General features: G+C 67.8%; 22 protein-coding genes. 14 read left to right on the forward strand and 8 right to left on the reverse strand.

The window, feature by feature from the left end; translation table 11 throughout:
* The first annotated feature begins 112 nt into the window (after positions 1–112).
* Together FE263_RS12695 and FE263_RS12700 are read left to right on the forward strand one after the other, a co-directional pair.
* Positions 113–556, forward strand: coding sequence for a DoxX family protein (locus FE263_RS12695; protein WP_138326400.1), 444 nt, complete (start codon positions 113–115; stop codon positions 554–556).
* Positions 547–1,524, forward strand: a complete 978-nt coding sequence (locus FE263_RS12700; protein ID WP_138326401.1) for a zinc-binding alcohol dehydrogenase family protein — start codon at positions 547–549, stop codon at positions 1,522–1,524. The genes FE263_RS12695 and FE263_RS12700 overlap by 10 nt, the downstream gene beginning before the upstream one ends.
* 2 nt (positions 1,525–1,526) lie before the next feature.
* Here the strand turns inward: FE263_RS12700 and FE263_RS12705 are convergent, their stop codons facing one another.
* Both FE263_RS12705 and FE263_RS12710 read right to left on the reverse strand, forming a co-directional pair.
* Positions 1,527–2,438, reverse strand: a complete 912-nt coding sequence (locus tag FE263_RS12705) for a LysR family transcriptional regulator (protein ID WP_138326402.1) — start codon at positions 2,436–2,438, stop codon at positions 1,527–1,529.
* A gap of 95 nt (positions 2,439–2,533) precedes the next feature.
* A complete protein-coding gene (locus tag FE263_RS12710) occupies positions 2,534–2,995 on the reverse strand; it encodes a nuclear transport factor 2 family protein (RefSeq protein ID WP_138326403.1) in 462 nt (153 codons plus the stop codon).
* A 198-nt stretch (positions 2,996–3,193) separates the two neighbouring features.
* On the opposite strand from FE263_RS12710, the gene FE263_RS12715 reads away from it, so the two are divergent.
* Entirely contained in the window at positions 3,194–3,694 is a 501-nt protein-coding gene (locus FE263_RS12715) for a YybH family protein (protein WP_171034090.1), read from the forward strand.
* A 21-nt stretch (positions 3,695–3,715) separates the two neighbouring features.
* Here FE263_RS12715 and FE263_RS12720 read toward each other — a convergent pair whose 3' ends face one another.
* Positions 3,716–5,428: a bifunctional protein-serine/threonine kinase/phosphatase gene (locus FE263_RS12720; protein WP_205880365.1), complete on the reverse strand. Its 1,713-nt coding sequence runs from the start codon at positions 5,426–5,428 to the stop codon at positions 3,716–3,718.
* A 121-nt stretch (positions 5,429–5,549) separates the two neighbouring features.
* Here FE263_RS12720 and FE263_RS12725 point away from each other — a divergent pair, with 121 nt between their 5' ends.
* The 6 genes from FE263_RS12725 (at position 5,550) to FE263_RS12750 (ending at position 14,054) form a co-directional block, all read left to right on the forward strand.
* Positions 5,550–6,761, forward strand: a complete 1,212-nt coding sequence (locus FE263_RS12725) for a nitrate/nitrite transporter (protein WP_138326406.1) — start codon at positions 5,550–5,552, stop codon at positions 6,759–6,761.
* Entirely contained in the window at positions 6,761–8,851 is a 2,091-nt protein-coding gene (locus tag FE263_RS12730; protein ID WP_138326407.1) for a molybdopterin oxidoreductase family protein, read from the forward strand. Before FE263_RS12725 ends, FE263_RS12730 begins: the two co-directional genes overlap by 1 nt.
* A 21-nt stretch (positions 8,852–8,872) precedes the next feature.
* Positions 8,873–9,223 carry a molybdopterin oxidoreductase gene (locus FE263_RS12735; RefSeq protein WP_138326408.1) on the forward strand — a complete coding sequence of 117 codons (351 nt, stop codon included), beginning with the start codon at positions 8,873–8,875 and terminating at the stop codon, positions 9,221–9,223.
* Between the two features lie 14 nt (positions 9,224–9,237).
* Positions 9,238–11,685 carry a nitrite reductase large subunit NirB gene (nirB, locus tag FE263_RS12740; protein ID WP_138326409.1) on the forward strand — a complete coding sequence of 816 codons (2,448 nt, stop codon included), beginning with the start codon at positions 9,238–9,240 and terminating at the stop codon, positions 11,683–11,685.
* Positions 11,685–11,999 carry a Rieske (2Fe-2S) protein gene (locus FE263_RS12745; RefSeq protein ID WP_138326410.1) on the forward strand — a complete coding sequence of 105 codons (315 nt, stop codon included), beginning with the start codon at positions 11,685–11,687 and terminating at the stop codon, positions 11,997–11,999. Before nirB ends, FE263_RS12745 begins: the two co-directional genes overlap by 1 nt.
* Before the next feature lie 102 nt (positions 12,000–12,101).
* Positions 12,102–14,054 (forward strand): CocE/NonD family hydrolase, encoded by a 1,953-nt coding sequence (locus tag FE263_RS12750; protein WP_138326411.1) that lies wholly within the window; start codon positions 12,102–12,104, stop codon positions 14,052–14,054.
* A 16-nt stretch (positions 14,055–14,070) separates the two neighbouring features.
* On the opposite strand, the gene FE263_RS12755 is transcribed toward FE263_RS12750, so the two are convergent.
* Positions 14,071–14,706, reverse strand: a complete 636-nt coding sequence (locus tag FE263_RS12755; protein WP_138326412.1) for an NUDIX hydrolase — start codon at positions 14,704–14,706, stop codon at positions 14,071–14,073.
* Positions 14,707–14,820: 114 nt separating this feature from the next.
* Between FE263_RS12755 and thiM the strand changes: the two genes are divergently transcribed.
* Positions 14,821–15,663, forward strand: a complete 843-nt coding sequence (gene thiM, locus FE263_RS12760) for a hydroxyethylthiazole kinase (RefSeq protein WP_138326413.1) — start codon at positions 14,821–14,823, stop codon at positions 15,661–15,663.
* Here thiM and FE263_RS12765 read toward each other — a convergent pair.
* Complete coding sequence (locus tag FE263_RS12765) at positions 15,660–15,854, reverse strand: twin transmembrane helix small protein (protein ID WP_138326414.1); 195 nt, start codon at positions 15,852–15,854, stop codon at positions 15,660–15,662. The genes thiM and FE263_RS12765 overlap by 4 nt on opposite strands.
* A 118-nt stretch (positions 15,855–15,972) precedes the next feature.
* Here FE263_RS12765 and FE263_RS12770 point away from each other — a divergent pair, with 118 nt between their 5' ends.
* Together FE263_RS12770 and FE263_RS12775 are read left to right on the forward strand one after the other, a co-directional pair.
* Complete coding sequence (locus tag FE263_RS12770) at positions 15,973–18,426, forward strand: mechanosensitive ion channel family protein (protein WP_171034091.1); 2,454 nt, start codon at positions 15,973–15,975, stop codon at positions 18,424–18,426.
* Complete coding sequence (locus FE263_RS12775; protein ID WP_138326416.1) at positions 18,423–19,163, forward strand: 2OG-Fe dioxygenase family protein; 741 nt, start codon at positions 18,423–18,425, stop codon at positions 19,161–19,163. Before FE263_RS12770 ends, FE263_RS12775 begins: the two co-directional genes overlap by 4 nt.
* Positions 19,164–19,166: 3 nt before the next feature.
* Here the strand turns inward: FE263_RS12775 and FE263_RS12780 are convergent, their stop codons facing one another.
* A complete protein-coding gene (locus FE263_RS12780; protein ID WP_240759510.1) occupies positions 19,167–19,490 on the reverse strand; it encodes a hypothetical protein in 324 nt (107 codons plus the stop codon).
* Between the two features lie 289 nt (positions 19,491–19,779).
* On the opposite strand from FE263_RS12780, the gene FE263_RS12785 reads away from it, so the two are divergent.
* Positions 19,780–20,646 carry an alpha/beta fold hydrolase gene (locus tag FE263_RS12785; protein ID WP_138326417.1) on the forward strand — a complete coding sequence of 289 codons (867 nt, stop codon included), beginning with the start codon at positions 19,780–19,782 and terminating at the stop codon, positions 20,644–20,646.
* Positions 20,647–20,656: 10 nt separating this feature from the next.
* Here the strand turns inward: FE263_RS12785 and FE263_RS12790 are convergent, their stop codons facing one another.
* Complete coding sequence (locus FE263_RS12790; RefSeq protein ID WP_138326418.1) at positions 20,657–21,472, reverse strand: class II aldolase/adducin family protein; 816 nt, start codon at positions 21,470–21,472, stop codon at positions 20,657–20,659.
* 145 nt (positions 21,473–21,617) lie between these two features.
* Between FE263_RS12790 and FE263_RS12795 the strand changes: the two genes are divergently transcribed.
* The gene (locus FE263_RS12795) at positions 21,618–22,514 is read left to right on the forward strand and encodes a LysR substrate-binding domain-containing protein (RefSeq protein ID WP_138326419.1); all 897 of its coding nucleotides are present in this window, start codon (positions 21,618–21,620) and stop codon (positions 22,512–22,514) included.
* A gap of 3 nt (positions 22,515–22,517) precedes the next feature.
* Here the strand turns inward: FE263_RS12795 and FE263_RS12800 are convergent, their stop codons facing one another.
* A complete protein-coding gene (locus FE263_RS12800; RefSeq protein WP_138326655.1) occupies positions 22,518–23,933 on the reverse strand; it encodes an NAD(P)H-dependent flavin oxidoreductase in 1,416 nt (471 codons plus the stop codon).
* Positions 23,934–23,976 lie beyond the last annotated feature (43 nt).

A 23,976-nucleotide genomic window follows, 5' to 3' on the forward strand; every position in this document is an offset into this window, starting at 1 on the left:
CGCCGCGTAGCGTGGCGGCTGCACCGAGGGAGCGCCAAGCCGTGGAAAATCGTCGACCCAAGAATCATCTGGCGTCGCCGGGCGATCTGCACCGCCCTGGATATGACGTGCCATGACGGACATGCGCTTCCTCGACCTGCCGGCGCGCCTACTGATGTCGCTGCTGTTCCTGGTCTCGGGATACGGCAAGCTGTCCCAGAACGCCGGGACGCAGGCGTACATGCAGCTCCATGGCGTTCCTGGCCTGCTGTCCGTCCCTGCCGCGGCCTGGGAACTTGTCGCCGGGCTGTCGCTGCTGCTCGGACTCTGGATTCGTCCGCTCGCGATCCTGCTGGCCGGCTGGTGCGTGCTCACCGCGGTCATCTTCCACACCGCATTCACCGACCAGAACCAGTTGATGAACTTCCTCAAGAACATGACGATGGCGGGGGGCTTCCTGCTGATCGCGAGAGCCCGCCCGTCGGCGTTCAGCGTCGATGCGTGGCGGCTGGCGCGCAGGCCGGTGCCATTGCGTCCGGCGTCCACGGCGCTGCGCGGAGACGGCTCATGGGGATGATGAAGGCGGCGGTGGTCCGCGCGGCGGGGCCGCCGGAGGTCCTGCGCATCGAGACCGTTCCCATTCCGACCCCGAGCGCCGGCGAGGTCCTCATCCGGGTGAAGGCATTCGGGCTGAACCGGTCGGAGATGTTCACCCGGCAGGGACTGTCTCCCGACGTGCAGTTCCCACGGGTCCTTGGGATCGAGGCGGTCGGTTTGGTCGAGAGCGCGCCCGGCGGGGAGTTCAGGCAAGGGGAGACGGTGGCGACCGCGATGGGCGGGATGGGCCGGCAGTTCGATGGCGGCTACGCGGAATATACCAGGGTGCCTGCATCCCAGGTGCAGGCGATCGGAACCAGCCTGCCGTGGGAGACCCTCGGCGCGCTGCCGGAAATGCTGCAGACAGCCTGGGGCTCGCTGTTCAAGGCGCTCCGGCTGCAAGCCGGCGAGCGCCTGCTCATCCGCGGAGGCACCACCTCGGTGGGTCTGGCCGCCGCCGCCATCGCAAAGCGGCACGGCGCCCTGGTCATGGCGACGACGCGCAAGCCGGGCAACGATGTGCTGCTGCGGCGCAGCGGTGTCGACCAGGTCTTTGTCGACACCGGAACGATCGCCGAACAGGTCAGGGAGGTCTGTCCGGGTGGCGCCGACAAGGTGCTGGAGATGATCGGGGCGACGACGCTGCGGGACTCCCTGCGCTGCGCCAGGCCGCGCGGCATCGTGTGCATGACGGGCATGGTCGGCAACCGGTGGTCGCTGACGGATTTCAGCCCGATGGAGACGATTCCCACCTCCGTGTGCCTGACCACCTACGACGGCGGCTCGGAAGATTTCATGCTGACGCCGCTCGACGAGTTGGCCCAGCAGATTGCCGGTGGCGAACTCCAGGTGCAGATCGGCCGGGTGTTCACCCTGGACGAGATCGCCGAGGCGCATCGCTGCATGGAAGACAACAAGGCCGGCGGCAAGATCGTCGTGACGACCTGAACTCAGGTCGGCAGATCCGGAAAGATCGTCTGCACCATCGTGTAGGTGAAATCCTTGAAGACGCGGACCGGCAACGGCAGCCGCCTGGTGCCGAGATGCACCAGGCACAGGTCGAAGACCGGGAAGCGCCACTCCGGCATGATCTCCACGAGCCTGCCGTCGCGCATGAGGTCGGGCTGCACGATCGGTGGCAGATCGCCGACGCCCTGGCCCGCCAGCAGGCCGGCGGTCACCCCGGCGAAGTCGTTGATGCCGAGGTGCGGCAGGAACGAGAAGGTCTGCGTCTCCGTGCTGCCGGCCCGCGAGAACACCCACCGGTGCTCCGGCTGCCAATGCGAGAAGGCAAGGATGCGGTGGTCCTGCAGATCCTCCGGCCGCCGCGGCGGTTCGCGGTGCGCGAGATAGGCGGGACTGGCCACGAGCTGGTGGCGGTAGGTCAGGATGCGGCGCGCGATCAGCGCCGAATCGCGCATCGGGCCGACATGGAACGAAAGATCGACGCCGTCGGCGATATGATCGATGGTGCGCTCGGTGATCATGACCTGCACGCGCACGTCCGGATAGGACGCCTGGAACGCACCGATCAGCGGCATCAGCAGCGAGTCCGAGATGCTGGGTGGCGCAGACAGCCGCAGCGTGCCGGCAACCCGGGACAACTGGTTGGAGACGTGACCGTCCAGGGCCTCGGCGATCTCCATGATACGCAGCGCGTGCTCGAAGACGTCGGCGCCGACTTCGGTCAGGCGCAGGTTGCGCGTGGAACGTTCCAGCAGCCTGGTTCCGAGCTGGTCTTCCAGATCCGCGACGCGCCGGCTCACCGTCGAGACCGGGATCTTGAGCCGTCGTGCCGCCTGCGAGAAGCTACGTGCCTCTATGACCTTGGCGAACACGATCAGGGCGTTCAGATCGGGCATGCGCCTATGCTCTCCTCGAAACTACATGGCTGCCCGCGGGCGCCGCCTGGATCGTGGAGCAGCTCCCGACCACATGGAAGCCTGTCAGCTGGCGCTCAGACCTCGATCTCGTTGCCGTCCGGATCGCTCGCAATCGTCCAGCTGCCGCCGCGACGGAACGATTTCGCGGTTGCGAAACTGTCTTCCATGAATTGCAGGAAGTGACAGACACCGCCGCTCGCCTTGCACAGCATCGCGAATGGCGACGTGACGGTCTGCGACAGCACCACAGACTCGTACGTGAAGCGTCCGAAGATCGCAGCGTTCTCGCCATCGTCCAGCTCGCTCTCGATCCGGAAGTCGACGACCTTCCAGTAATGTCCGACATCCACGAATGTCCGCACGATCGCCTCCGGGCCCTGGGAGGTACCGCACCAGGGCATGATGCGCCGGAGGTCGGGATCGTCATGGCTTAGCGAAACATACGTCACGTCCGGCGTCACCAGGGACCGCACGTGCTCCAGGTTCTTTGGATCGGCAAGGATGGACCGGACGATTTCGAGCGCGCTCCTGGTCATGGATTGCGGTCTCTCCAGGTTATGCGTCCGCGGGCCGATGCACCGCGGAGAGCGCGCATCGAAGCCTGGCTGCGGTGCCGGAGGTAGCCGCCAAAGCTGGAAATGACCTTCCCGGATTTGGCGGCTAACGCTCCGGATGCGGACGACGTAGCGGTTGTGCCACGGCAGAAAGCTGCGATGGACCGGAAGGTGACTGCGATGAACATCAGACCGCTGCTGGGCGCAGCACTCGGCGCCCTGGCTGCAACGACGCTCTGCCTGGTGTCTGGCAGCGTCACGCCCACGGCGGCGCGCGCCGCGACCGCGTCGGCTAGATCCGGCATCGAGCACACGATGGCGGCCTACAACGTGGCGCTGAATGGCGGCGACACGCGGGCCGTGCTGCCGCTCTACACGCCGGACGGCGTCTTCATGGCACCGTACAGCCAGTCCTTCGTCGGCCGGGATGCGATCAGGACCGCCTACGACAGGGTATTTTCGGAACTGAAGTTCGACGTGAAGTTCCATATCGCCGAGATCGTCACGATGGCGCCGCGCTGGGCGTTCGTGCGAACCAACTCCGCCGGCGAGACACTGCATCACTCGACCGGAAGCCGCACGTCGGAAGCCAACCAGGAACTGTTCCTGCTGGAAAAGAGCGACGACGGCGTCTGGCGCATCGCGCGCTACAGCTTCTCGCCGACCAACCCGCCTGGCTGAACCGGCATCCGCGGGGGTCGCCTACCGCAGCGCAAGCGACGCCAGCAGGGCCAACGCCAGCAGTGCGCTAACGATCTGCCAGGTGCGCAGCGGGTCGCGTGCGAGCAGCGGCACGCGCTCGGGCGGGCGGGCCTGCAGATCCGCCTCGCCATGCTCCAGCGCGAACAGCAGCTCGATCGCATCGCCGGGCCGGTCGGCGGGGGCCACCGCAACCGCCCGCATCACCACGCGGTCCAGCCACGGCGGCAGGTCCGGCCGCAGCTTGAGCAGCGGTCGCGGCGTGGCGAAGCGCGGGTTCGAGAACGGTTCGATCTCGCCGTAGGGATAGTCGCCGGTGAAGGTCCGGTACAGCGTCACCCCGAGCGCATAGATGTCGGTGGCGATGCTCCCCGCGTCCCGCCCGGCAAGCATCTCCGGAGCCCGGAAGCTGGCGGTGCCCGGCGCGACAGCGGCCGCCGGCGCTTCCTCCTCCGCTTCCAGGCGGGGCAGCCGGGCGACGCCGAAATCGATCAGCCGCAGGCCGCCGCCCCCGGTCAGCACGATGTTCTCCGGCTTGATGTCGCGATGGATCACGCCGGCCCGGTGCAGCGCAGCCACCGCCTTGCACAGCCTGGCGCCGATCGCGATGCCCTCCGGCGCCGATACCCGCGGCGGCCGGCTCAGCCGGCGTTCCAGGGTCTCGCCGGCATAGAACGGCATCGCCACGTAGAGCACGCTGCGCCGCTCGGGCGGCAGGTCGATCACCTCGCCCAGCCACGGGCTGCGCACCGATGAGCCGATCCAGGCCTCGCGCGCCAGGGCGGACAGCAGCAAGGGGTCGACCTGCCGGGGCATCTTGAGCACGAGGGTCGATCCCTCGGCCTGGGTGTCGCGCGCGACGAACACGCGCGTGTCGCGGCCGGCCGGGAGCGCCCGTTCAAGCCGGTAGCCGTCGATGGAGTCTCCGGCGCTCAACTCGGGCGCGCACGGCAACCCCGCCAGGCCGGCAGCAAGATCGTCCTGCCCGGCCGCTGGCAGCGACAGCACGTCGAGCACGCAGGCGGTGAGGTTGTCGGTGCTGCCGGCCGTCTCGGCGGCACGCACCAGCCGCGAGGCCGCCCGGTCCGGTGCATCGCTCGCCAGCAGCCGCGCGATGTCGCCGTCGCGCAGGACCCCGTGGATGCCGTCGCTGCACAGCATGTAGCGGTCGCCGTCCTGCGCCGGCACTGCCTCGCAGCCGACGGCAAGATCCGGCTGCAGGCCGATCGCCCGGGTCAGGATGTGCCCGCGTCCGGCCCCGGACAGGACGTCGTCGCTGGTCAGGCGCTGCAGGGTTCCGGCCCTCAATCGATAGAGCCGGCTGTCGCCGACATGCACCACGAAGGCTTGCCGGCCGCGCAGCACCAGTGCGGTGAAGGTGCAGGCCATGGCTTCCAGTTCGGCATCGACCCGACCGATGGCATGGATCCAGCGATTGACCGGATCGATGGCGCGGCCGACGGCATGGCGCACACCGAGCGCCTGGCTTTGCGCCAGGAAGCCATCCAGGAACAGGCGCACCGCCAGTTCGGCAGCGACCCGGCCGCCACGATGGCCGCCCACCCCATCGGCGACGACCGCCACCGCCAGGGCGGTGTCGTTCGGCCCGTCCGACTGGCTCACTTCCTGCAAAGCGGCAGCCGGCGAGACGGCGACGTAATCCTCGTTGCGGTCCCGCTTGCCGACCTCGGAACAGAACCCTGCCTGCAGCCTCATCATTCCGCCCACAATATAGGCAGACTCTTATTTCTCTGAAGTCTCTTGTCAAATCTGCACGGCGGCAGTGCAATGGCGCTGGTCAGAAGTCGCAGCCTGACACCGCCAGCGAGGCTCCCTGATGATCAACCGGGCATTCCTGAAGGCGGGTCACACTCCGACCCTGCTCAGCGCCTTCTTCTATTTCGACATGGCCTTCATGGTCTGGGCGCTGCTTGGCCCGCTCGGCGTGCAGCTCTCGCACCTGCTGCACCTGACCCCGAGCCAGAAGGGCCTGATGGTGGCGCTGCCGATCCTGTCCGGGGCGCTGCTGCGGGTAGTATTCGGCGTGCTGGTCGACCGGCTGCATCCGCGCCTGACCGGCATCATCACCCAGTGCATCGTGCTCGCAACCCTGGTGGGCGTCTGGCTGATCGGCATCCATTCCTATGGCGAGATGCTGATCCTGGGCCTGCTGCTCGGCGTCGCCGGCGCCTCGTTCGCGGTGGCACTGCCGCTGGCCTCGCGCTGGTATCCGCCCGAATACCAGGGGATCGTGCTCGGCATCGCCGGCGCCGGCAATTCCGGCACCGTGCTTGCCGCCTTGTTCGCACCGTTGCTGGCGGCGCATTTCGGCATCGGGACCGTCTTCATCATCGCCGCCATACCGGTGGCGATCGCCTTCGCGACCTATCTCGCTTTCGCCCGCAACGCCCCGTCGCAGCCACCGCCGAAGCAGCTCGGGGAATATGCCGCCGTGCTCGGCCATGGCGATGCCTGGTGGTTCATGCTGTTCTACGGCGTGACGTTTGGCGGCTTCTCGGGCCTCGCCTCGTCGCTCACCATCTATTTCAACGGCCAGTACGGCCTCTCCGCGATCACCGCCGGCTATTGCACCGCCGCCTGCGTCTTCGCCGGCTCGATGGTGCGGCCGGTCGGCGGCGCGCTGGCCGACCGCATCGGCGGCATACGCGCGCTCAGCATCATGTACCTGGTCGCCGCGGCGGCGCTGATCATCGTATCGGTCGGGCTGCCGGTGTTCTGGATGGCGCTCGCCGTCTTCGTGGTGAGCATGCTGGCGTTCGGCATGGGCAACGGCGCGGTGTTCCAGCTGGTGCCGCAGCGCTTCCGTCGCGAGATCGGCGTGATGACCGGCCTGGTCGGCATGTGCGGCGGCGTCGGCGGGTTCTTCCTGGCCTCCTCGCTCGGCTTCGCGCGCCAGCATACCGGCTCGTATGGCGCCGGCTTCCTGATCTTCGCGGGGTTGGCGCTGGTCGCCCTGCTCGGCCTGACCAGCGTGAAGTCGCGCTGGCGCACGACCTGGGGTGCCAGCGCGGACGTCGCCCGGGTGTGATGTTGGACGCGCTCGCCATCACCCGCACCGAAACCCACTGCCCGTACTGCGCCCTGCAATGCGGCATGACGCTGGAGCGTGGCGGCGACGGCCATTTCACCGTGCAGTCGCGCGACTTCCCGACCAACAAGGGTGGCATGTGCCGCAAGGGCTGGACCGCGGGCAGCCTGCTCACCCATCCCGAGCGCCTGACCACTCCGATGCTGCGCGACGCCAAGGGTGCAGCGCTGCGGCCGGCCTCGTGGGACGAGGCGCTGGACCGCATCGTCGACGGCATCCGGCTGCTGCAGGGTATGCATGGCCGCGACAGCATCGCGGTATTCGGCGGTGGCGGGCTGACCAACGAGAAGGCCTACCTGCTCGGCAAGTTCGCGCGCGTCGTGCTGGGCACCGCGCATATCGACTACAATGGACGCTTCTGCATGGCGTCCGCCGCGACAGCCGGCCTGCGCGCATTCGGGATGGATCGCGGGCTGCCGTTCCCGCTCGACGATATTCCCGGCGCCGAGGCCGTCCTGATCGCGGGCGGCAATCCCGCCGAGACGATGCCGCCGATCATGCAGTATTTCGAGGCGCAGCGGGATCGCGGCGGCAAGCTAATTGTAAGCGATCCGAGACGCACCGCGACTGCGAAGCTCGCCGACCTGCATCTGCAGCTGACCCCGGGGACGGACGCGTCATTGGCCAACGGGCTGCTGCACGTGGCGGTGCGCGACAAGCTGATCGATCCGCATTTCATCGCCACCCGCACCACCGGCTGGGATGCGGTGCGGCGCACCGTGGCGTCGTACTGGCCGGACCGCGTCGAGCGCGAGACCGGCGTGCCGGCGCTGCAGATCGAGCGCGCCGCGCACATGCTGGGCGAAGCCGCCACCGCGATCATCCTGTCCGGACGCGGCGCCGAGCAGCAGAGCCAGGGCGTGCAGAACGCGCTCGCCTTCATCAACCTGGCCCTGGCACTCGGGCAGGCCGGGCGGATGCATTGCGGCTGGGGCTGTCTCACCGGCCAGGGCAACGGCCAGGGCGGTCGCGAGCATGGCCAGAAGAACGACCAGCTGCCCGGCTACCGGCAGCTCGCCAATCCGAGGCATCGCGCCGAGGTCGCCGCCGTCTGGGGGGTGCCTCCGGAAAGCCTGCCGCAGCCCGGCCTGCCGGCGGTCGGCATCCTGGACGCGCTCGGGCGCGAGGGCGGCATCCAGGGCCTGCTGCTGATGGCCTGCAACCTGCTGTTGTCTGCGCCGGACACCGCGACGCTGGCGCAGCGGCTCTCCGACCTGCCGCTGTTCGTCGCCTGCGACCAGTTCCTGGGCGAGACCTCGTCGCTTGCCGACATCGTGCTGCCGGTGACGCAATGGGCCGAGGAGAGCGGCACCATGACCAATCTCGAGGGCCGCGTGCTGCATCGCCGGCAGGCGGTCGAACCGCCGCCCGGCGTGCGCAGCGATCTCGACATCATGGCGGATCTCGCCGCACGGCTCGGCCATGGACGGCATATTCCATCGAGCGATCCCGAGCAGGTGTTCGACGAGTTGCGGCGCGCCTCCAGCGGCGGCCCTGCGGATTATGCAGGCATTTCTCTGGGGCGCATCGACCGCGAGCAGGGCGTGTTCTGGCCCTGTCCGGACGAGAGCGGCGACGACCATCGCCGCCCCTACCTGACGCGGTTCGCGCACGAGGATGGCCGCGCCCGCTTCCATGCGGTGCAACGTCGCACCTCCGCCGAGGAGCCGGATGCGAACTATCCGCTCTACCTCACCACCGGTCGGGTGCTCAGCCACTACCAGACCGGCGCGCAGACCCGGCGCGTACCGGAGCTGGCCGCGGCCGAGCCGGAGGCGTTTGCCGAGATCCATCCCGATACCGCGCGCCTCGCCGGCATCGTGCAGGGCAGCATGGCGCTACTCACCACGCGCCGCGGCAAGGCACGTTTCAAGGCCAGGCTGACGCCCGACATCAGGCGCGACACGATCTTCGTGCCGTTCCATTGGGGCGGCGCCTCCAACGCCAACCTGCTGACCAACGACGCCGTCGATCCTGTCTCGAAGATTCCGGAGTACAAGATCTGCGCCGTGCATCTCGCGCCTGCGTAAGCACCAGAGGACGGAACCACCATGATCGAAGCAACGCCCAGGATCATCACCGGCATCTTCACCTTCACCGGGGCCGGGTTCGGCAACCCCGTCGTGCTGTCCGGGCTCGAAGCCTATAAAGTGCCTGCCGACAGACGGTCGCAGCTGGTCTATCTGCGCGCCGGCAATTCCGCCGACGAGATGGTGAGCCTGGTGCTGCTGCGCGATGGCTCGCCGATGCGGCTGTTTCCGCTCGGCGCGAAATCCGGTCAGCACGTGCCGCTCGCGGTGGTCGAGGATCTGTTCCCGGAGACGACGATCGAGATGCGCGTCGCCGCCCCCGAGGGCGTGTCCGGCACGGTGGTGATCGATATGGGGCTGATGGAAATCTGATGGGAGAAGCGGCCATGACGCGACAGAGGCTGGTTGTCATCGGAAACGGCATGGCCGGCGCCCGGGCGGTCGAGGAGGTGCTCGCGCGCGGCGGCGCCGACATGTTCGACATCACCATGTTCGGTGACGAGCCGTACGGAAACTACAACCGCATCATGCTTTCGAACGTGCTGAGCGGCGTGCAGGACGCCAGCGAGATCTATATCAATCCGCTCGACTGGTATGCGGACAACGCCATCACGCTGCATACCGGCTCGCCGGTCACCGAGATCGACCGCGCCGCGCGCGTGGTGATGTCGGAAGCAGGAGTGAAGGCGCATTACGACGTGCTGCTGATCGCCACCGGCAGCCGCGCCTTCATCCCGCCGGTCGAGAATATCCGCAACGACAAGGGCGAGCTCCGCGAGGGCGTGTTCGGGTTCCGCTCGATCGACGACTGCACCGGGATCATGGCAACCGCGAAGCGCAGCAAGGTCGCGGCGGTGATCGGCGGTGGGCTGCTCGGTCTGGAGGCGGCGCGCGGCCTGCTGAACCATGGCTGCGAGGTGCATGTCATCCACCTGTCAAAGCACCTGATGAACGCCCAGCTCGACACCCAGGGCGGCGCCATCCTGCGCCGCCAGATGGAGGAGATGGGCGTCGTGATCCATCTTGGAAAGAGCACCGAAGCCGTTCTGGGTGACGGCCGCATCACCGGCCTGCGCTTCAAGGACGGTGATACGCTCGCCTGCGACATGCTGGTGGTGTCGGCCGGCATCCGTCCGAATGTCGAGGTCGCGCAGCGTGCCGGCCTCACGGTGGAGCGCGCCATCGTGGTCGACAACCACATGCGCTGCCTGGACGACCGCCGCATCTTCGTGGTGGGCGAATGCGCACAGCATCGCGGCAAGGTCTACGGACTGGTGGCGCCGCTCTGGGACCAGGCGAAGGTGTTCGCCGATCACGTCACCGACCGCAACTTGGATGCCGCCTATCACGGTTCGAAGCTTGCCACCAAGCTCAAGGTCATGGGTGTGGAATTGGCCTCGATGGGCATCACCGATCCTGTCGATGAGCGCGACGAGGTGATCCAGTTCAGCGAGCCGGGCCGCGGCACCTACAAGAAACTCATCGTGCGCGAAGGGCGCCTGGTCGGCGGCATCCTGATGGGCGACATCTCCAAGGCCGCCTACCTGATGCAGGCGTTCGATCGCGACAGCAAGCTGCCGGAGGAGCGCCTCGGACTGCTGTTCGATCTGGGCACGCCGTCGCAGAAGATCACGCTCGACGAGATGCCTGCCGACCAGCAGGTGTGCAACTGCAACGGCGTCACCAAGGAGGCGATCGGCGCCTGCGTGAAGTCGGGCCGCAAGACCACCAAGGCGGTGATGGATGCAACCCGCGCCGGCATGGGATGCGGCTCCTGCAAGAGTCTTGTCGGCGAGGTGGTGGCCTGGTTCGCCGGCGGCGCGGTCGAGGAGGACCCGTCGATCCACTACTACGTACCCTGCATTCCGATGACCAAGCCGGAGCTGGTGGCCGCCGTGCGCGACCAGGAGCTTCGCTCGGTATCGTCGGTGTTCCGGGCGCTTTCTGGCGGCATCGAGGACGCCGCCAGCAAGCCGGCGCTGGCATCGCTGCTGATCACGATCTGGGCCGGAGAGTATGAGGACGAGCGCGACGCCCGCTTCATCAACGACCGTGTGCACGCCAATATCCAGAAGGACGGCACCTTCTCGGTGGTGCCGGAAATGGCGGGCGGCGTCACCAGCCCGGACGACCTCATCCGCATTGCCGAGGTGGCCAAGAAATACAACGTGCCGTTGGTCAAGCTCACCGGCGGCCAGCGCATCGACCTCGTCGGCATCAGCAAGGAGGACCTGCCGAAGGTGTGGGCCGATCTCGGAATGCCGTCCGGGCACGCGTACGGCAAGAGCTACCGTACTTGCAAGAGCTGCATCGGCACCGAGTTCTGCCGCTTCGGGCTCGGCGACAGCATGGGGCTGGCGACGAAGATCGAGAAGCGTTTCCGCGGCGTCGACAGCCCGGCCAAGCTGAAGCTCGCCACCGCCGGCTGTCCGCGCAACTGCTCTGAGGCGATGGTGAAGGATATCGGCGCGGTCGCGATCGGCAACGACAAGTGGGAGATCTACGTGGGAGGCGCAGCGGGGGCGCATATCCGCAAGGGCGACGTGCTGTGCACCGTCGATGGCGAGGATGCAGTCATGCAGATCACCGCGCGCTTCATGCAGTACTACCGCGAGAACGCGAAGTGGAAGGAGCGCACCTACACCTTTGTCGAGCGTGTGGGCATCGAGCGCCTTCGTGCGGTGGTGGTGGACGACAGCGACGGTATCGTGGAGGCGCTCGATGCCGCCATGCAGCGTTCGGTCGATGCCGCCTACGACCCGTGGCAGGAGGCCGTGCATCCACGTACGGCAAACCAGTTCAGCGACCTGCTCGTCGCCGACGGAGCCGGATAATGGCAGGCGCGATCAGGATCGCCCATCTCTCCGACATTCCCGAAGGCGAAGGCAGACTGGTGGAAGCGGCGGGGATGCATCTTGCCGTGTTCCGCACCAGGGCCGGGGTGTTCGCGACCCAGCCGGAGTGTCCGCACCGGCAGGGCCCGCTCGCAGATGGGCTGACCGGCACCCACACCATCATGTGTCCGCTGCACGACCGCACCTACGACCTGCGTACCGGCGCCGGCGTCAACACGGAGTGCAGCATCACCACGTATCCGCTCACGGTGGGCGAGGATGGGGCGATCATGCTCGCGGCGGCTGCGGGCTGACATGCGTGCGGGTTGCGGAACGGCTCACGGCAGGCTCTAACACCCGGCGGATTGACTTGGGTAAAAGCAGTGGCGAATGGGCGATCGGTTCTGGCGGTAGCGATGATGCTGGGGGCGTCGCAGACCGGGGCGGCGATGGCGCGGGAGGCCCCGGACCCGCCTCCCGCATCGACATCGAAGACGGTAGCTGCAGGCGGCGATATCCCTGCGCATTTCAAGCCGATGCTGAGCACCTACGACTACGACAAGCGCGACGTCATGATCCCGATGCGCGACGGTGCCCGCCTGCATGCGGTCATCATCGTCCCGCACACCGTGAAGCACGGACCGATCATGCTCGATCGCACGCCGTACAGCGCAGACAAGATGACCGGCAAGGTGGAGTCGCCGCTCGTCGACGAGACGATGCGCTACGTGTTTCGCGACCTGGTCGAGGACGGCTACATCGTCGTGGCCGAGGATGTGCGCGGCAAATACAAGTCCGACGGCGACTACGTGATGAACCGGCCGCTGGTCGGGCCGCTGAACCCCACGAAGGTCGATCACACCACCGACGCCTACGACACGATCTCATGGCTGGTGCGGCACGTCCCGGAATCGAACGGCCGTGTCGGCACGATCGGCACCAGCTACGACGGGTTCACCACGCTGATGAGCCTGATCAACCCGAACCCGGCACTCAAGGCGGCGGTGCCGATCAATCCGATGGTCGACACCTGGGTTGGTGACGACTGGTTCCATCATGGAGCGTTCCGCCAGGAGATGATGGACTACGTCTATGGCCAGACCGCCTCGAAGGATTCGAGCTCCGAGTGGTGGGCCACCGGACACGACGATTTCACCGTCTACATGCGCCACGGCTCGGCCGGAGCGTTCGGGCGGTCGATGGGAATGGAGCAGTTGCCGTTCTGGCGGCGCCTGGAGGCGCATCCCGCCTACGACGCGTTCTGGCAGGGACAGGCGGTGGATAAACTCCTGGCACGCGCGCCACTGACGGTGCCGACGCTGTTCGTGCAGGGACAGTGGGACCAGGAGGACATCTACGGCGCGATGGCCGCCTACGAGGCGACGGCCGCCAAGGGGGATGCGTCGAACCGGTTCCTGGTCATGGGGCCGTGGTTCCACGGCCAGGCCAATACCAAGGGCACGGCGCTCGGGCCGTTCGAGTGGGGCGAGGATACCGGCGCGTGGTTCCGCCACCACGTCATGCTGCCGTTCCTCGATGCGCGGCTGAAGGACAACGGGTCGCCCGCGCGCATCGCACCTGTCACCGTATTCCAGACCGGCAGCAACACCTGGCGGACCTATCCCAACTGGCCGCAGGCCTGCGCCGCATGCGCCGATACCGGTCATGCGCTCTACCTGCAGGCGAATGGCGGGCTGTCGTTCGACAAGCCCGCGGCAGATGCGCCCGGCTTCGACGAATACGTGTCCGATCCGGCCAAGCCGGTGCCGTACCGACCACGACCGATCCGGCCGACCTACGCCGACGATTCGACCTGGCACAACTGGCTGGTCGACGACCAGCGCTTCGCCGACGGGCGCACGGACGTGCTGAGCTACAGCACGCCCCCGCTGAAGGCGCCGGTCACCATAACCGGAGCCCCGGTCGCGCATCTGTCGGCGTCCACCACCGGCACGGACGCGGACTGGGTGGTCAAGCTGATCGATGTCTATCCTGACATCGTGCCGGAGCAGCCGGAACTCGGCGGCTACGAGCTCGGCATCGGCATGGACATCCTGCGCGGGCGCTACCGCGACGATCCGGCGCATCCGAGCGCGATCCCGGCGGGCAAGGTGGTGTCCTACACGCTGGCGCTGCCGAACGTGAACCATGTCTTCCTGCCGGGGCACCGGATCATGGTGCAGATCCAGTCGAGCTGGTTTCCGCTCTACGACCGCAACCCGCAGAGCTACGTGCCCAACATCTTCTTTGCCAGGCCCGGCGACTACATCAAGGCGACCGACCGGGTGTTCCATACGCCCGATGCTGCCAGCTACGTGCAGCTTCCGGTGGTGGCGAGCGCCGACGGAACGGAGGTTGCGGGACCTTGACACAACCGCACGCGGATCAGTCGAACTCGGTCGCCAGGGCCGGCTCGCGATGGTGCGCAAACAGGCGGGCAATCTGGTGCGGCAGGGTGCGGCCGGTGGAGAGGTCGGCGGGGATCTCGTGCTCGCCAAAGAAACGTACCTCGCTGGTCTCCAGGCTCCCACGGGCCACGCCGCCAGTCAGGGTGCAGAGGAAAAACAGCTTGTAGATCGACCATAGCCCGGCCGGCTGGTGTCCCTGCCTGGCCCGGTCGTGCAGCAGGGCGAGCTTGACGATGCGGGCCTCGTAGCCGCTTTCCTCGCGTATCTCGCGAAGTACGCACTCGGAGGCGGTCTGGTTCACGTCGGCCCAGCCGCCCGGCAGGGTCCATCGACTGTCGTCCGCGGTCTCGCGCACCATCAGGAGGCGATGGTGCTCGTCGAACACCGCCCCGCGCACATCCACCTTCGGCGTCGCGTAGCCCTGCTCCACCTCGAACAGGGCACCCAGCGCCAACTCGTTGCCGCCAACGCGGTCGGCCAGCATGCGTGCGGCAAGCGCCCGCAGCGCCTCGTAGCGCTCTCGATCGTACGGGTCCCGCGTGAAGGCGAGCCCGGTCTGCGCGATCGCCTGCAGCCCGCGTACCTGCCGCAACCATTCCGGCTCATCCTGCATCGCGCGCCCCGCCTCGCTTACCCCGGCCGCCCTCGAATTGGACGACCGGCGGCGAGCGGACGATACAGATTGCGGCTGCCCGTACCCAGGCAGCGAAGCAACCAAAGGCCGACGATGTCCCTGCCCGCCCACGAACCGACTCCGGCAACGATTGGCGCCCTGCTCTCGACCCTGCGGGCGCGCACGCCCCTCGTGCACAGCATCACCAACCTGGTGGTGACCAACAGCACCGCGAACGCGCTGCTCGCCCTCGGCGCCTCGCCCGCCATGGTCGAGGGGGGCGAGGAGGTGGAGGAATTCGCTGCCGTTGCGGGTGCCCTGGTCATCAATCTCGGCACCATGGACGAGGCGCGGGCGCAGGCGATGCGGCTGGCTGCCGCGGCGGCGCGCACCGCCGGAACGCCGTGGATCCTGGATCCGGTCGCGGTGGGCGTGCTGTCGTACCGGTCGCGCATCGCAGTCGAGCTGCTGCAACACGGCCCGGCGGTGGTGCGCGGCAACGCCTCCGAAATCCGGGCCATCGCCGGCATGCTCGGCATCGCGGACCAGGCCGGCGGCGGCCGGGGCGTCGACAGCACCCTGCAGTCGGATGCCGCGCGCGAGGCCGCCGGCGCCCTCGCCAGGCACCTGCACTGCGTCGTGGTGGTCAGCGGCGCCGTCGACTACGTCACCGATGGCGCCATCACGGCCGCCATCAGCAACGGCGATGCGATGATGAGCCGGGTGACCGGACTAGGCTGCACCGCCACCGCGCTGATAGGCGCCTGCCTGGCCGTCACGCCCGACCCGCTCACCGCCGCCGTCGCCGGCATGGTGTTCACCGGGCTGGCCGGAGAAATGGCGGCGGAGCTCGCCTCCGGGCCGGGCACCCTGCAGGTTGCGCTGATCGACGCGCTCTACATCATGGATGCCGACCTGGTCGCCCGGCGCGCGCATCTGGTGGTCCGGGGCGGCTAGCGCCGGAAGATCGTCAGCAGCAGGACGAACAGCAGGATGGCGGACGCCTGCAGGATGACCCGCCAGCGCATCAGCCGGTTCGACCGGCGCGGGTCGCCACCGCCGCGCACGAAGCCCACCACGCCGGCAGCCAGGACTCCCACCGTCCCGATCATCGCGAAGACCATCAGCAACGTCAGCAGCGTGCGCATGCCCTTCACATAGGGACATGTCGCCGCATTTGACAGCCGCCTCCTGCGCGTGGTTGCACACGCGCCTGAGTTGTCGGGGGCAGGCCACATGCACGTCGAAGGGAATGATCAACCCGCGATGCAGGTCGGCCGGCTGCTCCGGGGGGTGTTGCCGGCCCTGCTGATGTGGCTGCTGCTGCCTGCGTGGCCGGCCCTGGCGGGACCCGCCGCATCTTCCAGGGGCACATCGGACGCCACCGCCCCGGGCAGCGCGACCGCGACGCCGATCACCGCGGCCCAGGCGCAGCAGGTCCTCGACGTATTGAACGACCCGCAGAAGCGCGCAGCCTTCAGCAGGACCCTGACCGCCATGGCCCGCGGTCTGCCGGCGGCGACGGTCGCCGCACCGGCCGCACCTGCCAAGGCGCTGCCGTCGAAGGTCACCCTCGCTCCCGACAGCCTGGGCAGCGAGCTGCTCTCCGAGGTCGGCTCGGCGCAGCTGCTGGTGCTGACGCAGGCGCGGGCCTTTGGCCGCATGTTCGGCGACACCGTGCTGGTGACGCGCTGGCTCAGCCACGAACTGCGTGATCCGGCGAGCCGGCTGGTGCTGTATGACGCCGCGTGGCGGGCGGCGCTGGTCTTTGTCGGCAGCTTGATCGTCGAGCGACTGCTGGCGCTGCTGTTACGGCGTCCGTTGCGGGCGCTGTCGCGCGATGCGCGGGTGACCCAGGAAGAGGATCTGGCGGGACGGGGCATTGCGGCGCCGGCGCCCACCGGGGTCCCGCACCCGCCCGCCTCCATGCCCGGCGATCCCGCGGACGTCGCGCGGGAGGAAGCTGAACAGCAGGACGCCGCGGAGCACCGGCAGCGCGACGCGCGGCATCGCTGGCGCACGCTGCGGACCCTGAAGCGGCTGCCGTTCGCGCTGCTGCGCCTGCTGATCAAGCTGGTGCCGGTGGGTACGGTGCTGGCGATCGGCAACATCGCAGGCACCGGCTGGGCGCAGCAGCCGGTCAGCCAGCTGGTCATCGTGACCATCACCAACCTGTACGGCTTCGGCCGGCTGCTCTACCTGCTGCTCGACATGCTGGTTGCCCCCGACGCGCCCGGCGTCCGCCTGCTTTCCGTCACCGACAGCACCGCGGTGCTGCTGTGCCGCTGGTGGACCTGGCTGATCGCCGTCCCGGTGGTCGCGGTCGCGGTGACCGACATCGGCGGCCTCATCGCCCTGCCGCAGCGCGCCGCGCAGTCGATCATCCGGGCCATCGTGCTGATCGAGCATATCCTGCTGGCCGGCCTGATCTGGCGCACCCGGGTGCGGGTCGGCAACGCACTGCAGCCGCCGCGCCGCCTGCGTGAGACCGCCACCGGTGCGGTGCTGGCCCGGCTGGCGCATCGCTGGTGGATCCCGGCGATGTTCTTCGACTTCGCACTCTGGCTGGTCTGGGCGGCGCAGGTGCAGAACGGCTACCAGCGCATCTGGCGGCTGTTCGTGATGACGGTGGTCATCATCGTGGTCTGCCGCTTCGTCGCCCTCACCCTGCTCGGGCTGCTGGACCGCCTCTTCCGGGTAAGCCCGGAGCTGGAGCAGCACTATCCCGGGCTGGAGATGCGCGCCAACCGCTGGTACCCGCTGCTGCGCCGGGTGGTGAACGCCATCATGCTGGCCGCCGGCGCCGTGCTGCTCCTGCAGAGCTGGGGGTTGCCTGCGCTGTCCTGGTTCACCCAGGGCCGGCTCGGCACCCGCATGGTCTCGGCACTGCTTTCCGTCCTGGTCGCGCTGATCCTGGGGGTGGTGGCCTGGGAGGGCGTGAATGCGGCTCTGGACCGGCAGATCGCAAGCTTCGGGCGCAGCGCGCAGACCGCCCGCGCGGTGCGGCTGCAGACCCTGCTGCCGATCCTGCGCACCGTGCTGCTGATCACGCTCGGCGCCATCGTGCTGCTGACCATCCTGAGCGAGATCGGCATCAACGTGGCACCGCTGCTGGCCGGTGCCGGCATCCTGGGCGTCGCCATCGGCTTCGGCTCGCAGAAACTGGTGCAGGACTTCATCACCGGCATCTTCCTGCTGGTGGAGAACGCCATGCAGGTCGGCGATACCGTCACCGCGGCCGGCGTCACCGGCACCGTCGAGCATCTGTCGATCCGCACGCTGCGGCTACGCGGCGGCGACGGGTCGGTGCAGATCATCCCGTTCTCGTCGGTCACCACGGTCAGCAACCAGTCGCGCGATTTCGCGGTGGCGGCGATCGCGCTCACCATTGCAGTCGCCGAGGACACCGACCGGGTCTGCGTCATCCTCAAAGAGGTTGGCGCCGGCCTGCGCGCCGATCCCTCGTACACGGACTTCGCCCTGGCCGACTTCGCACTCAATGGCGTCGACAGCATCAACGAGTATTCGACCGCCATCAGCGGCACGATGAAATGCACGGTCGGCGGACGCTGGGCGATCCAGCGCGAATTCTATCGCCGGCTGCGCATCGCGCTGCAGGAGGCTAGGGTGGCGCTGCCGTCGCGCCCGCTCTCGATCCCGGACCTGCACCTCGCCGCGGGGCCTACCCCCCCGAGCACGCCGACACCGGAGACCGCATGACCGAACAGGATACGCTACCCACAGACGGGTCCGGCTCGCTGGAGCGGGAGCTGGGCGGACAAGGCTTCGCCCTGGTCCGGCGGCCGGCGATGCTGGCATTGCTGCAGCCGTATGGCCTGAGCGACTGGGACGGGTTTGCCGGAAGCTGGGGCGATCTCGGGATGGATCTCTACATGGCCGATGGCGGCCGCTACCGGCGGCGGCGGCATGCGAACTACGCGGTGACCGGCGGCGAGATCCGGCGCAAGCCGCACCAGCCGCACTACCAGAGCCGCGACTACAACATGCTGAACGGCGGCCTCGAACGCTGGTTCAGCCCGGTCACCGAGGAGATCGGCCACCATCCCGCGCTGCTTTCGATCCTGCGCCTGTGCGATGCCACCTTCACCGCGCTCACCCCGCCGGCGCTGAGGCCGGACACCTGGCATGTCGAACTGCACCAGTTCCGCATCGAGGCGCGTACGGACGAGGCTGGCCAGCCGACGCCGGAGGGACTGCACCGCGACGGCGTCGACTGGGTGCTGGTGCTGCTGGTGTCGCGGCTCAACATCGCCAGCGGCGACACCAGCATCCACGACCTGCAACGCCAGAAGCTCGGCAGCTTCACGCTGACCGAGCCACTGGATTCCGCTTTCGTCGATGACAGCCGGGTCTATCACGGGGTGACGGCGGTGCGGCCGCTGGATCCCGGACACCCCGCCTGCCGCGACGTGCTGGTGGTGACGTTCAGGCGCTGAGTGCTACTGCACGAGGGTCCAGGCGCCGTTGACCTGCTTGAAGGAAAGCTGTGCGGTGTTGGTCTTGTTCTTGGTGATCGCGGTGACCGCGCAGCTGTAGATGCCATTATCCTTGGCGGTGCAGTCCGCGTTGGTGACGTCGAAATCGTTCACGTCGTATGGGCCGCTGAAGATGCCGAGCGTGTTCGCCGAAGTCTGCGCGTTGGCCGCCTGCATGCGTGTCTGGATCACCTGCTTGATGTCTGCCTTGGTTGGCGCGCCGGACTGGCTGCAGGCTGCCAGGAGCAGCAGGGCCGCTCCCATCGAAGTCAGAATTGAGACGCGCACGGCATGGTTCTCCGCAGTTGTTGGCTTGCGGTAACGACGCAGCGCGGATTTTGTTCAATCCCGCGTTGCGGCCGCAACCGGGGCACGCGAAGCGCTGGTCCGCGGCGCAATACACCACTTGCGAGGCCGGGCGGAGCTGGCCAGTCCACGACCGGCCGGCGGATACCGTCGCATCGTGAAGCCGTGCGATGTCACCGTGGGTGCCTGGCGACGCACTGGGAATTGTCCGGCGCCGCTTTTCCAGACATGATCGACGGTGCCAGCGATGCCTGACCATGAGGAGACGGCCATGACCGGAATCGAGCATCTCGACATCGCGGTGAACGGCACCACGCTGCATGTCGCGCGCTGCGGAGAGGGCGCGCCGCTGTTGCTGCTGCATGGCTGGCCGGAATTCTGGCTGACCTGGGAGCCGGTGATGACACGGCTCGCCGATCGGTATCAGCTTATCGCGCCCGACCTGCGCGGCTTCGGCGACAGCGGCAAGCCGGACGGTCCGTACGGCGCTCCGGAGCACGCCGTCGACATGCTGGCGCTGCTCGACGCGCTCGGCCTGCAGCGCGTCGGACTGGTCGGCCACGATGTCGGCGGCGGCGTGATGCAGGCGATGGCGCGCCTGGCGCCGGACCGCCTTACCGGCCTGTTCTTCTTCGACTTCATGTATCCCGGTATCGGACCGCGCATGGCGCTGCCCGACCGGCTGATCCACATCTGGTACACCTCCTTCCACCTGACCGATCTCGCGCCGGCGCTGGTCGGCGCCTCGCCGGAAACGGTGCGGATCTACTTCACGCATTTCCTGCGGAACTGGGCCTACCGCAAGGAGGCGTTCGATGGCGTGCTGGATGCCTTCGTCGCCAACTTCCAGAAGCCCGGCAATGTCGAAGGCGGCTTCGCTGCCTACCGCGCCACCGCCGCGTCTCGGATCGCCATGCTGAAAGGCGAGGCACCGGTACTGCCGCCGATCACGCTGCCGACCTGCGTGCGCTGGGCCGAGCACGATCCGCTGTTTCCGGTGAGCTGGACCGACCGCCTGCACGAGACCTTCCCTGATCTCGATCTGCAGATATTCCCGGGCGTCGGCCATTTCCCGCATGTCGAGGACCCCGATCGCGCCAGCGTCGAGATCGCGTCGTTCTTCAACGGGCGGACATAGCCGCCCCGCCCTACTCGAACATGTCGGGCTGCTGTGCAGCGATCTGGTTGTACAGCGTCTGGAAATGCAGCCAGCCGATGAAGTCGTTGCCGACATGCTTGCGGCTGTATTCGGCGCTCTTTTCCGAGACCATCTGCGGCTTCACACCCGACGCTTCCACCAGCAACTGCACCTGGCAGCAGCGTTCCAGCGCGATGAACCAGAACGCGGCATCGTCGATGCTGTGGCGGCTTGCGGTCAGCAGGCCATGGTTCTGGTGCAGCGCCGCGCGAGCCCTGGTGAAGTAGCTCGCCACCGAGTGCCCCGACTCGCGCTCGACGGCAACGGCACCGGCGGACGCACCGATCACCACATGATCGTCATAGAAGCAGGCGGCATCCTGGCTGATCATGTCGAGTGGCCGCCCGGTCGCGCACCAGGCGGTGCCGTAGGTGGTATGGGCGTGGCACATCGCGATGATGTCGGGATGCGCCTCGTGCACCGCCGAATGCAGCACGAAGCCGGCCCGGTTGATCGCATGCGTGCCCTCGACGACGTTGCCGGCATGATCGGCAAGCACCAGGTTCGACATCCGGACCTGCGAGAAATGCACGCACATCGGATTGGTCCAGTACAGCTCGGGCCGTTCCGGATCGCGCACCGTCAGGTGGCCTGCGAAACCGTAATCGAAGCCGTGCAGGGCGAAGGCGCGGACGGCGGCGACCAGATGCTGCTTGCGGTAGGTGCGCTCCTCCTCGTACGACGCGAATTGCGGGATCTCGGGGAATACCAGGCCTGGCTGCTCCGGCTGGTAGATGGAAACCCTGCTGTCGGCTGCATCGAGCATGTCGAAACCTCTCCCCGGTCGATTTGATGCTGCACCGCGGCAAAGGCGCCGGTGCGATTACTTGCCATTTCTCTGCGCGCGGCCGGCTTGATTGACAAACGACGAGTTTTCATCGTTCCTGAGAATGCAATTCATGGGTTGCCTGATGCGACGCCTGCCCAGCCTCCCTGCCCTGCGTGCGTTCGAGGCGGCGGCGCGGCGCGGGTCGTTCACGATGGCAGGCGAGGAGCTGCACCTCACCCCATCGGCCATCAGCCACCAGGTGCGTGCGCTCGAACGCCATTTCGGCCAGAAGCTGTTCCGCCGCGAAGGCATACGGGTCGAACTCACCGCCGACGGCGCCCGCCTCGCCGGGCGCCTGCAAACCGCCTTCGACACCATGGAGAAGGCATGTTCCGAACTGGAGCGCATCCCTCCGGACCGGCGCCTGTCCGTCCTGTGCGCGCCGAGTTTCGCCTCGAAATGGCTGGGGCCGCGCCTGCCGCACTTCATGCGGGCCTGTCCGTCGGTCGCCCTGCGTCTTACCGCCGAAGCGGGCGCGATCGACCTCACCCGGCACGATGAGCTGGATATCGTGATCTCCTACGGCGCCCCCCTGAGCCGAGCCGGGCTCGTCGTCGAGCCGCTTGGCGTGGAGGAGATCGTGGCCCTCTGCGCGCCTGCCCTGGCCGAGCGCTTCGATCCGCTGGATCCGGCGGTGGGCAGCCTGCTGATCGAGTCTTCGGTCAATCCGGTGCGCTGGTCCGACTGGTTTGCGCTGAACGGGCTACCGGAACCCGCCCCGGCGTCCAGGCCATCCTTCGACCGCGGCGCGCTGGCGGTATCGGCCGCAGCGCAGGGCATCGGTGTCGCGCTGGAAGGAAGGCGGTTCGCGCAGTCGGAGCTTGCCTCGGGAGAGCTGGTCGAGCCGGCTCCGGGACGCTACCGCGGCGTTCGTCGGGACATGCACTTCCTGTCCTGCCGCGAGGCTGCATTCGGCGAACCATCCATCACCGCATTCCGCACGTGGCTTCGTGCAGCGCTGCACGAGGCGCCGGGCTAGCGTTCAGCGCCCGGTGAGAATGCGCTCGACCAGTTGCTTCACGCTCGGCACGAAACCGTTCGAGTAGAACGGATCGCTCGCGAACCGGGTCGCATTCTGGCCGCCGAACATCAGGTTGTGCTCGGTCGCCTCCACATCGTCGGGCGCCGCGTGGCTGATCGATTGCAGCGTCTTCTGGATGCAGAACGAGCGCGGATCCGCCTTGCGGCCGTTGCTGAAATCCGGACCGTGCTGGCTCCAGTTCGAGAACCGGCACTCCGACAGGCAGCCCATGCAGGCCACTTGGTCGGCCATGATCTCGGCGGCCCGCTCGCGTGTCTCGAACACCAGCGTCGAGTCCGGCGTGCGCAGCGCCTCGGTGAAGCCCTCCGCCTCCCAGGCCTCGGCCCGCGCCAGATCGGCCGGGGCGAGATACACCAGACGCTTGCGAGCGCCGACACCGAACGGCGCCACATGTGCGCCCAGCGGCTCGCCGGAGAATGCGACCTGGCGTTCGGACCGCTCGCGCAGCCCGCGCATGAAGCTGTTGTTCACCGCCGAGGAATAGAAGCCGGTCGGGCTGAACTTGTTCAGGTAGACGTCGCCCGGCTTCAGGTGCAGCAGGGTCTGCTTCCAGGTTTCGGGAATCGGACTCTCGCGGGTCAGCAATGGCCGGGTGCCGAACTGGAAGGCGACCGGACCGAGATCGGGATTGTCGATCCAGTCCTCCCACTCCTCAAGCCACCAGACGCCGCCCGCCATGATGATCGGGGTGTCGCCGAGGCCGAAGGTGCGCATCAGCCGGCGCAACTCCAGCACGCGCTCGTACGGAGCCTGCGGCTTGGTCGGATCCTCGCCGTTCGACAAGCCGTTATGGCCGCCCGCCAGCCACGGATCCTCATAGACCACGCCGCCGAGAAGGTCGGCCGCCTTGGAGTAGGCGCGCTTCCACAACGCGTTGAAGGCACGTGCGGAGGAGACGATCGGGTAGTAGTGGACGCCGAACCGCATTGCGATGTCGGCTAGCCGGTACGGCATGCCGGCACCGCAGGTCAGGCCGCTGATCAGGCCCTTCGCGCCCTCCAGCACTCCGGTGATGATGCGCTCGGCAGCACCCATCTCCCACAGGATGTTGGCGTGGATGCGCCCCTGCCCGTCGGCAAGATCGTATGCCGCGCGCGCCTGGGTGATGCCGCCCGAGATCGCGTAGTTGATCAGCTCCTCGTGGCGCTCCCGCCGGGTGCGGCCATGGTAGACCTGCGGGACCACACGACCCTGGTCATCGTAACTGTCAGCATTCACCACGCTGATGGTGCCGACGCCGCCCGATGCCGCCCAATGTCCGGAGGATATCCCGGTCGAAACCGAGACGCCCTTCCCGCCCTCGACCAGCGGCAGGATTTCCTGTCCCGCCATCCTGATCGCATTGATCGTCTTCATCACGGCGTGTTCGCTCCGTTCCGGCCCTGCTTCCGGATGCTCC

Source organism: Lichenicoccus roseus, assembly GCF_005844085.1.
Classification (GTDB): Bacteria; Pseudomonadota; Alphaproteobacteria; order Acetobacterales; family Acetobacteraceae; genus Lichenicoccus; species Lichenicoccus roseus.

Excerpts from the sequence above, each read along its gene's own strand:
- FE263_RS12715 (WP_171034090.1), top strand. The coding sequence starts at position 3,194 with ATGAACATCAGACCGCTGCTGGGCGCAGCACTCGGCGCCCTGGCTGCA.
- FE263_RS12795 (WP_138326419.1), top strand. The coding sequence starts at position 21,618 with ATGCGACGCCTGCCCAGCCTCCCTGCCCTGCGTGCGTTCGAGGCGGCG.
- nirB (WP_138326409.1), top strand. The coding sequence starts at position 9,238 with ATGACGCGACAGAGGCTGGTTGTCATCGGAAACGGCATGGCCGGCGCC.
- thiM (WP_138326413.1), top strand. The coding sequence starts at position 14,821 with ATGTCCCTGCCCGCCCACGAACCGACTCCGGCAACGATTGGCGCCCTG.
- FE263_RS12770 (WP_171034091.1), top strand. The coding sequence starts at position 15,973 with ATGCAGGTCGGCCGGCTGCTCCGGGGGGTGTTGCCGGCCCTGCTGATG.
- FE263_RS12705 (WP_138326402.1), bottom strand. The coding sequence starts at position 2,438 with ATGCCCGATCTGAACGCCCTGATCGTGTTCGCCAAGGTCATAGAGGCA.
- FE263_RS12695 (WP_138326400.1), top strand. The coding sequence starts at position 113 with ATGACGGACATGCGCTTCCTCGACCTGCCGGCGCGCCTACTGATGTCG.
- FE263_RS12720 (WP_205880365.1), bottom strand. The coding sequence starts at position 5,428 with ATGAGGCTGCAGGCAGGGTTCTGTTCCGAGGTCGGCAAGCGGGACCGC.
- FE263_RS12745 (WP_138326410.1), top strand. The coding sequence starts at position 11,685 with ATGGCAGGCGCGATCAGGATCGCCCATCTCTCCGACATTCCCGAAGGC.
- FE263_RS12700 (WP_138326401.1), top strand. The coding sequence starts at position 547 with ATGGGGATGATGAAGGCGGCGGTGGTCCGCGCGGCGGGGCCGCCGGAG.
- FE263_RS12800 (WP_138326655.1), bottom strand. The coding sequence starts at position 23,933 with ATGAAGACGATCAATGCGATCAGGATGGCGGGACAGGAAATCCTGCCG.
- FE263_RS12765 (WP_138326414.1), bottom strand. The coding sequence starts at position 15,854 with ATGCGCACGCTGCTGACGTTGCTGATGGTCTTCGCGATGATCGGGACG.
- FE263_RS12735 (WP_138326408.1), top strand. The coding sequence starts at position 8,873 with ATGATCGAAGCAACGCCCAGGATCATCACCGGCATCTTCACCTTCACC.
- FE263_RS12725 (WP_138326406.1), top strand. The coding sequence starts at position 5,550 with ATGATCAACCGGGCATTCCTGAAGGCGGGTCACACTCCGACCCTGCTC.
- FE263_RS12775 (WP_138326416.1), top strand. The coding sequence starts at position 18,423 with ATGACCGAACAGGATACGCTACCCACAGACGGGTCCGGCTCGCTGGAG.
- FE263_RS12785 (WP_138326417.1), top strand. The coding sequence starts at position 19,780 with ATGACCGGAATCGAGCATCTCGACATCGCGGTGAACGGCACCACGCTG.
- FE263_RS12790 (WP_138326418.1), bottom strand. The coding sequence starts at position 21,472 with ATGCTCGATGCAGCCGACAGCAGGGTTTCCATCTACCAGCCGGAGCAG.
- FE263_RS12755 (WP_138326412.1), bottom strand. The coding sequence starts at position 14,706 with ATGCAGGATGAGCCGGAATGGTTGCGGCAGGTACGCGGGCTGCAGGCG.
- FE263_RS12710 (WP_138326403.1), bottom strand. The coding sequence starts at position 2,995 with ATGACCAGGAGCGCGCTCGAAATCGTCCGGTCCATCCTTGCCGATCCA.
- FE263_RS12730 (WP_138326407.1), top strand. The coding sequence starts at position 6,761 with ATGTTGGACGCGCTCGCCATCACCCGCACCGAAACCCACTGCCCGTAC.
- FE263_RS12750 (WP_138326411.1), top strand. The coding sequence starts at position 12,102 with ATGATGCTGGGGGCGTCGCAGACCGGGGCGGCGATGGCGCGGGAGGCC.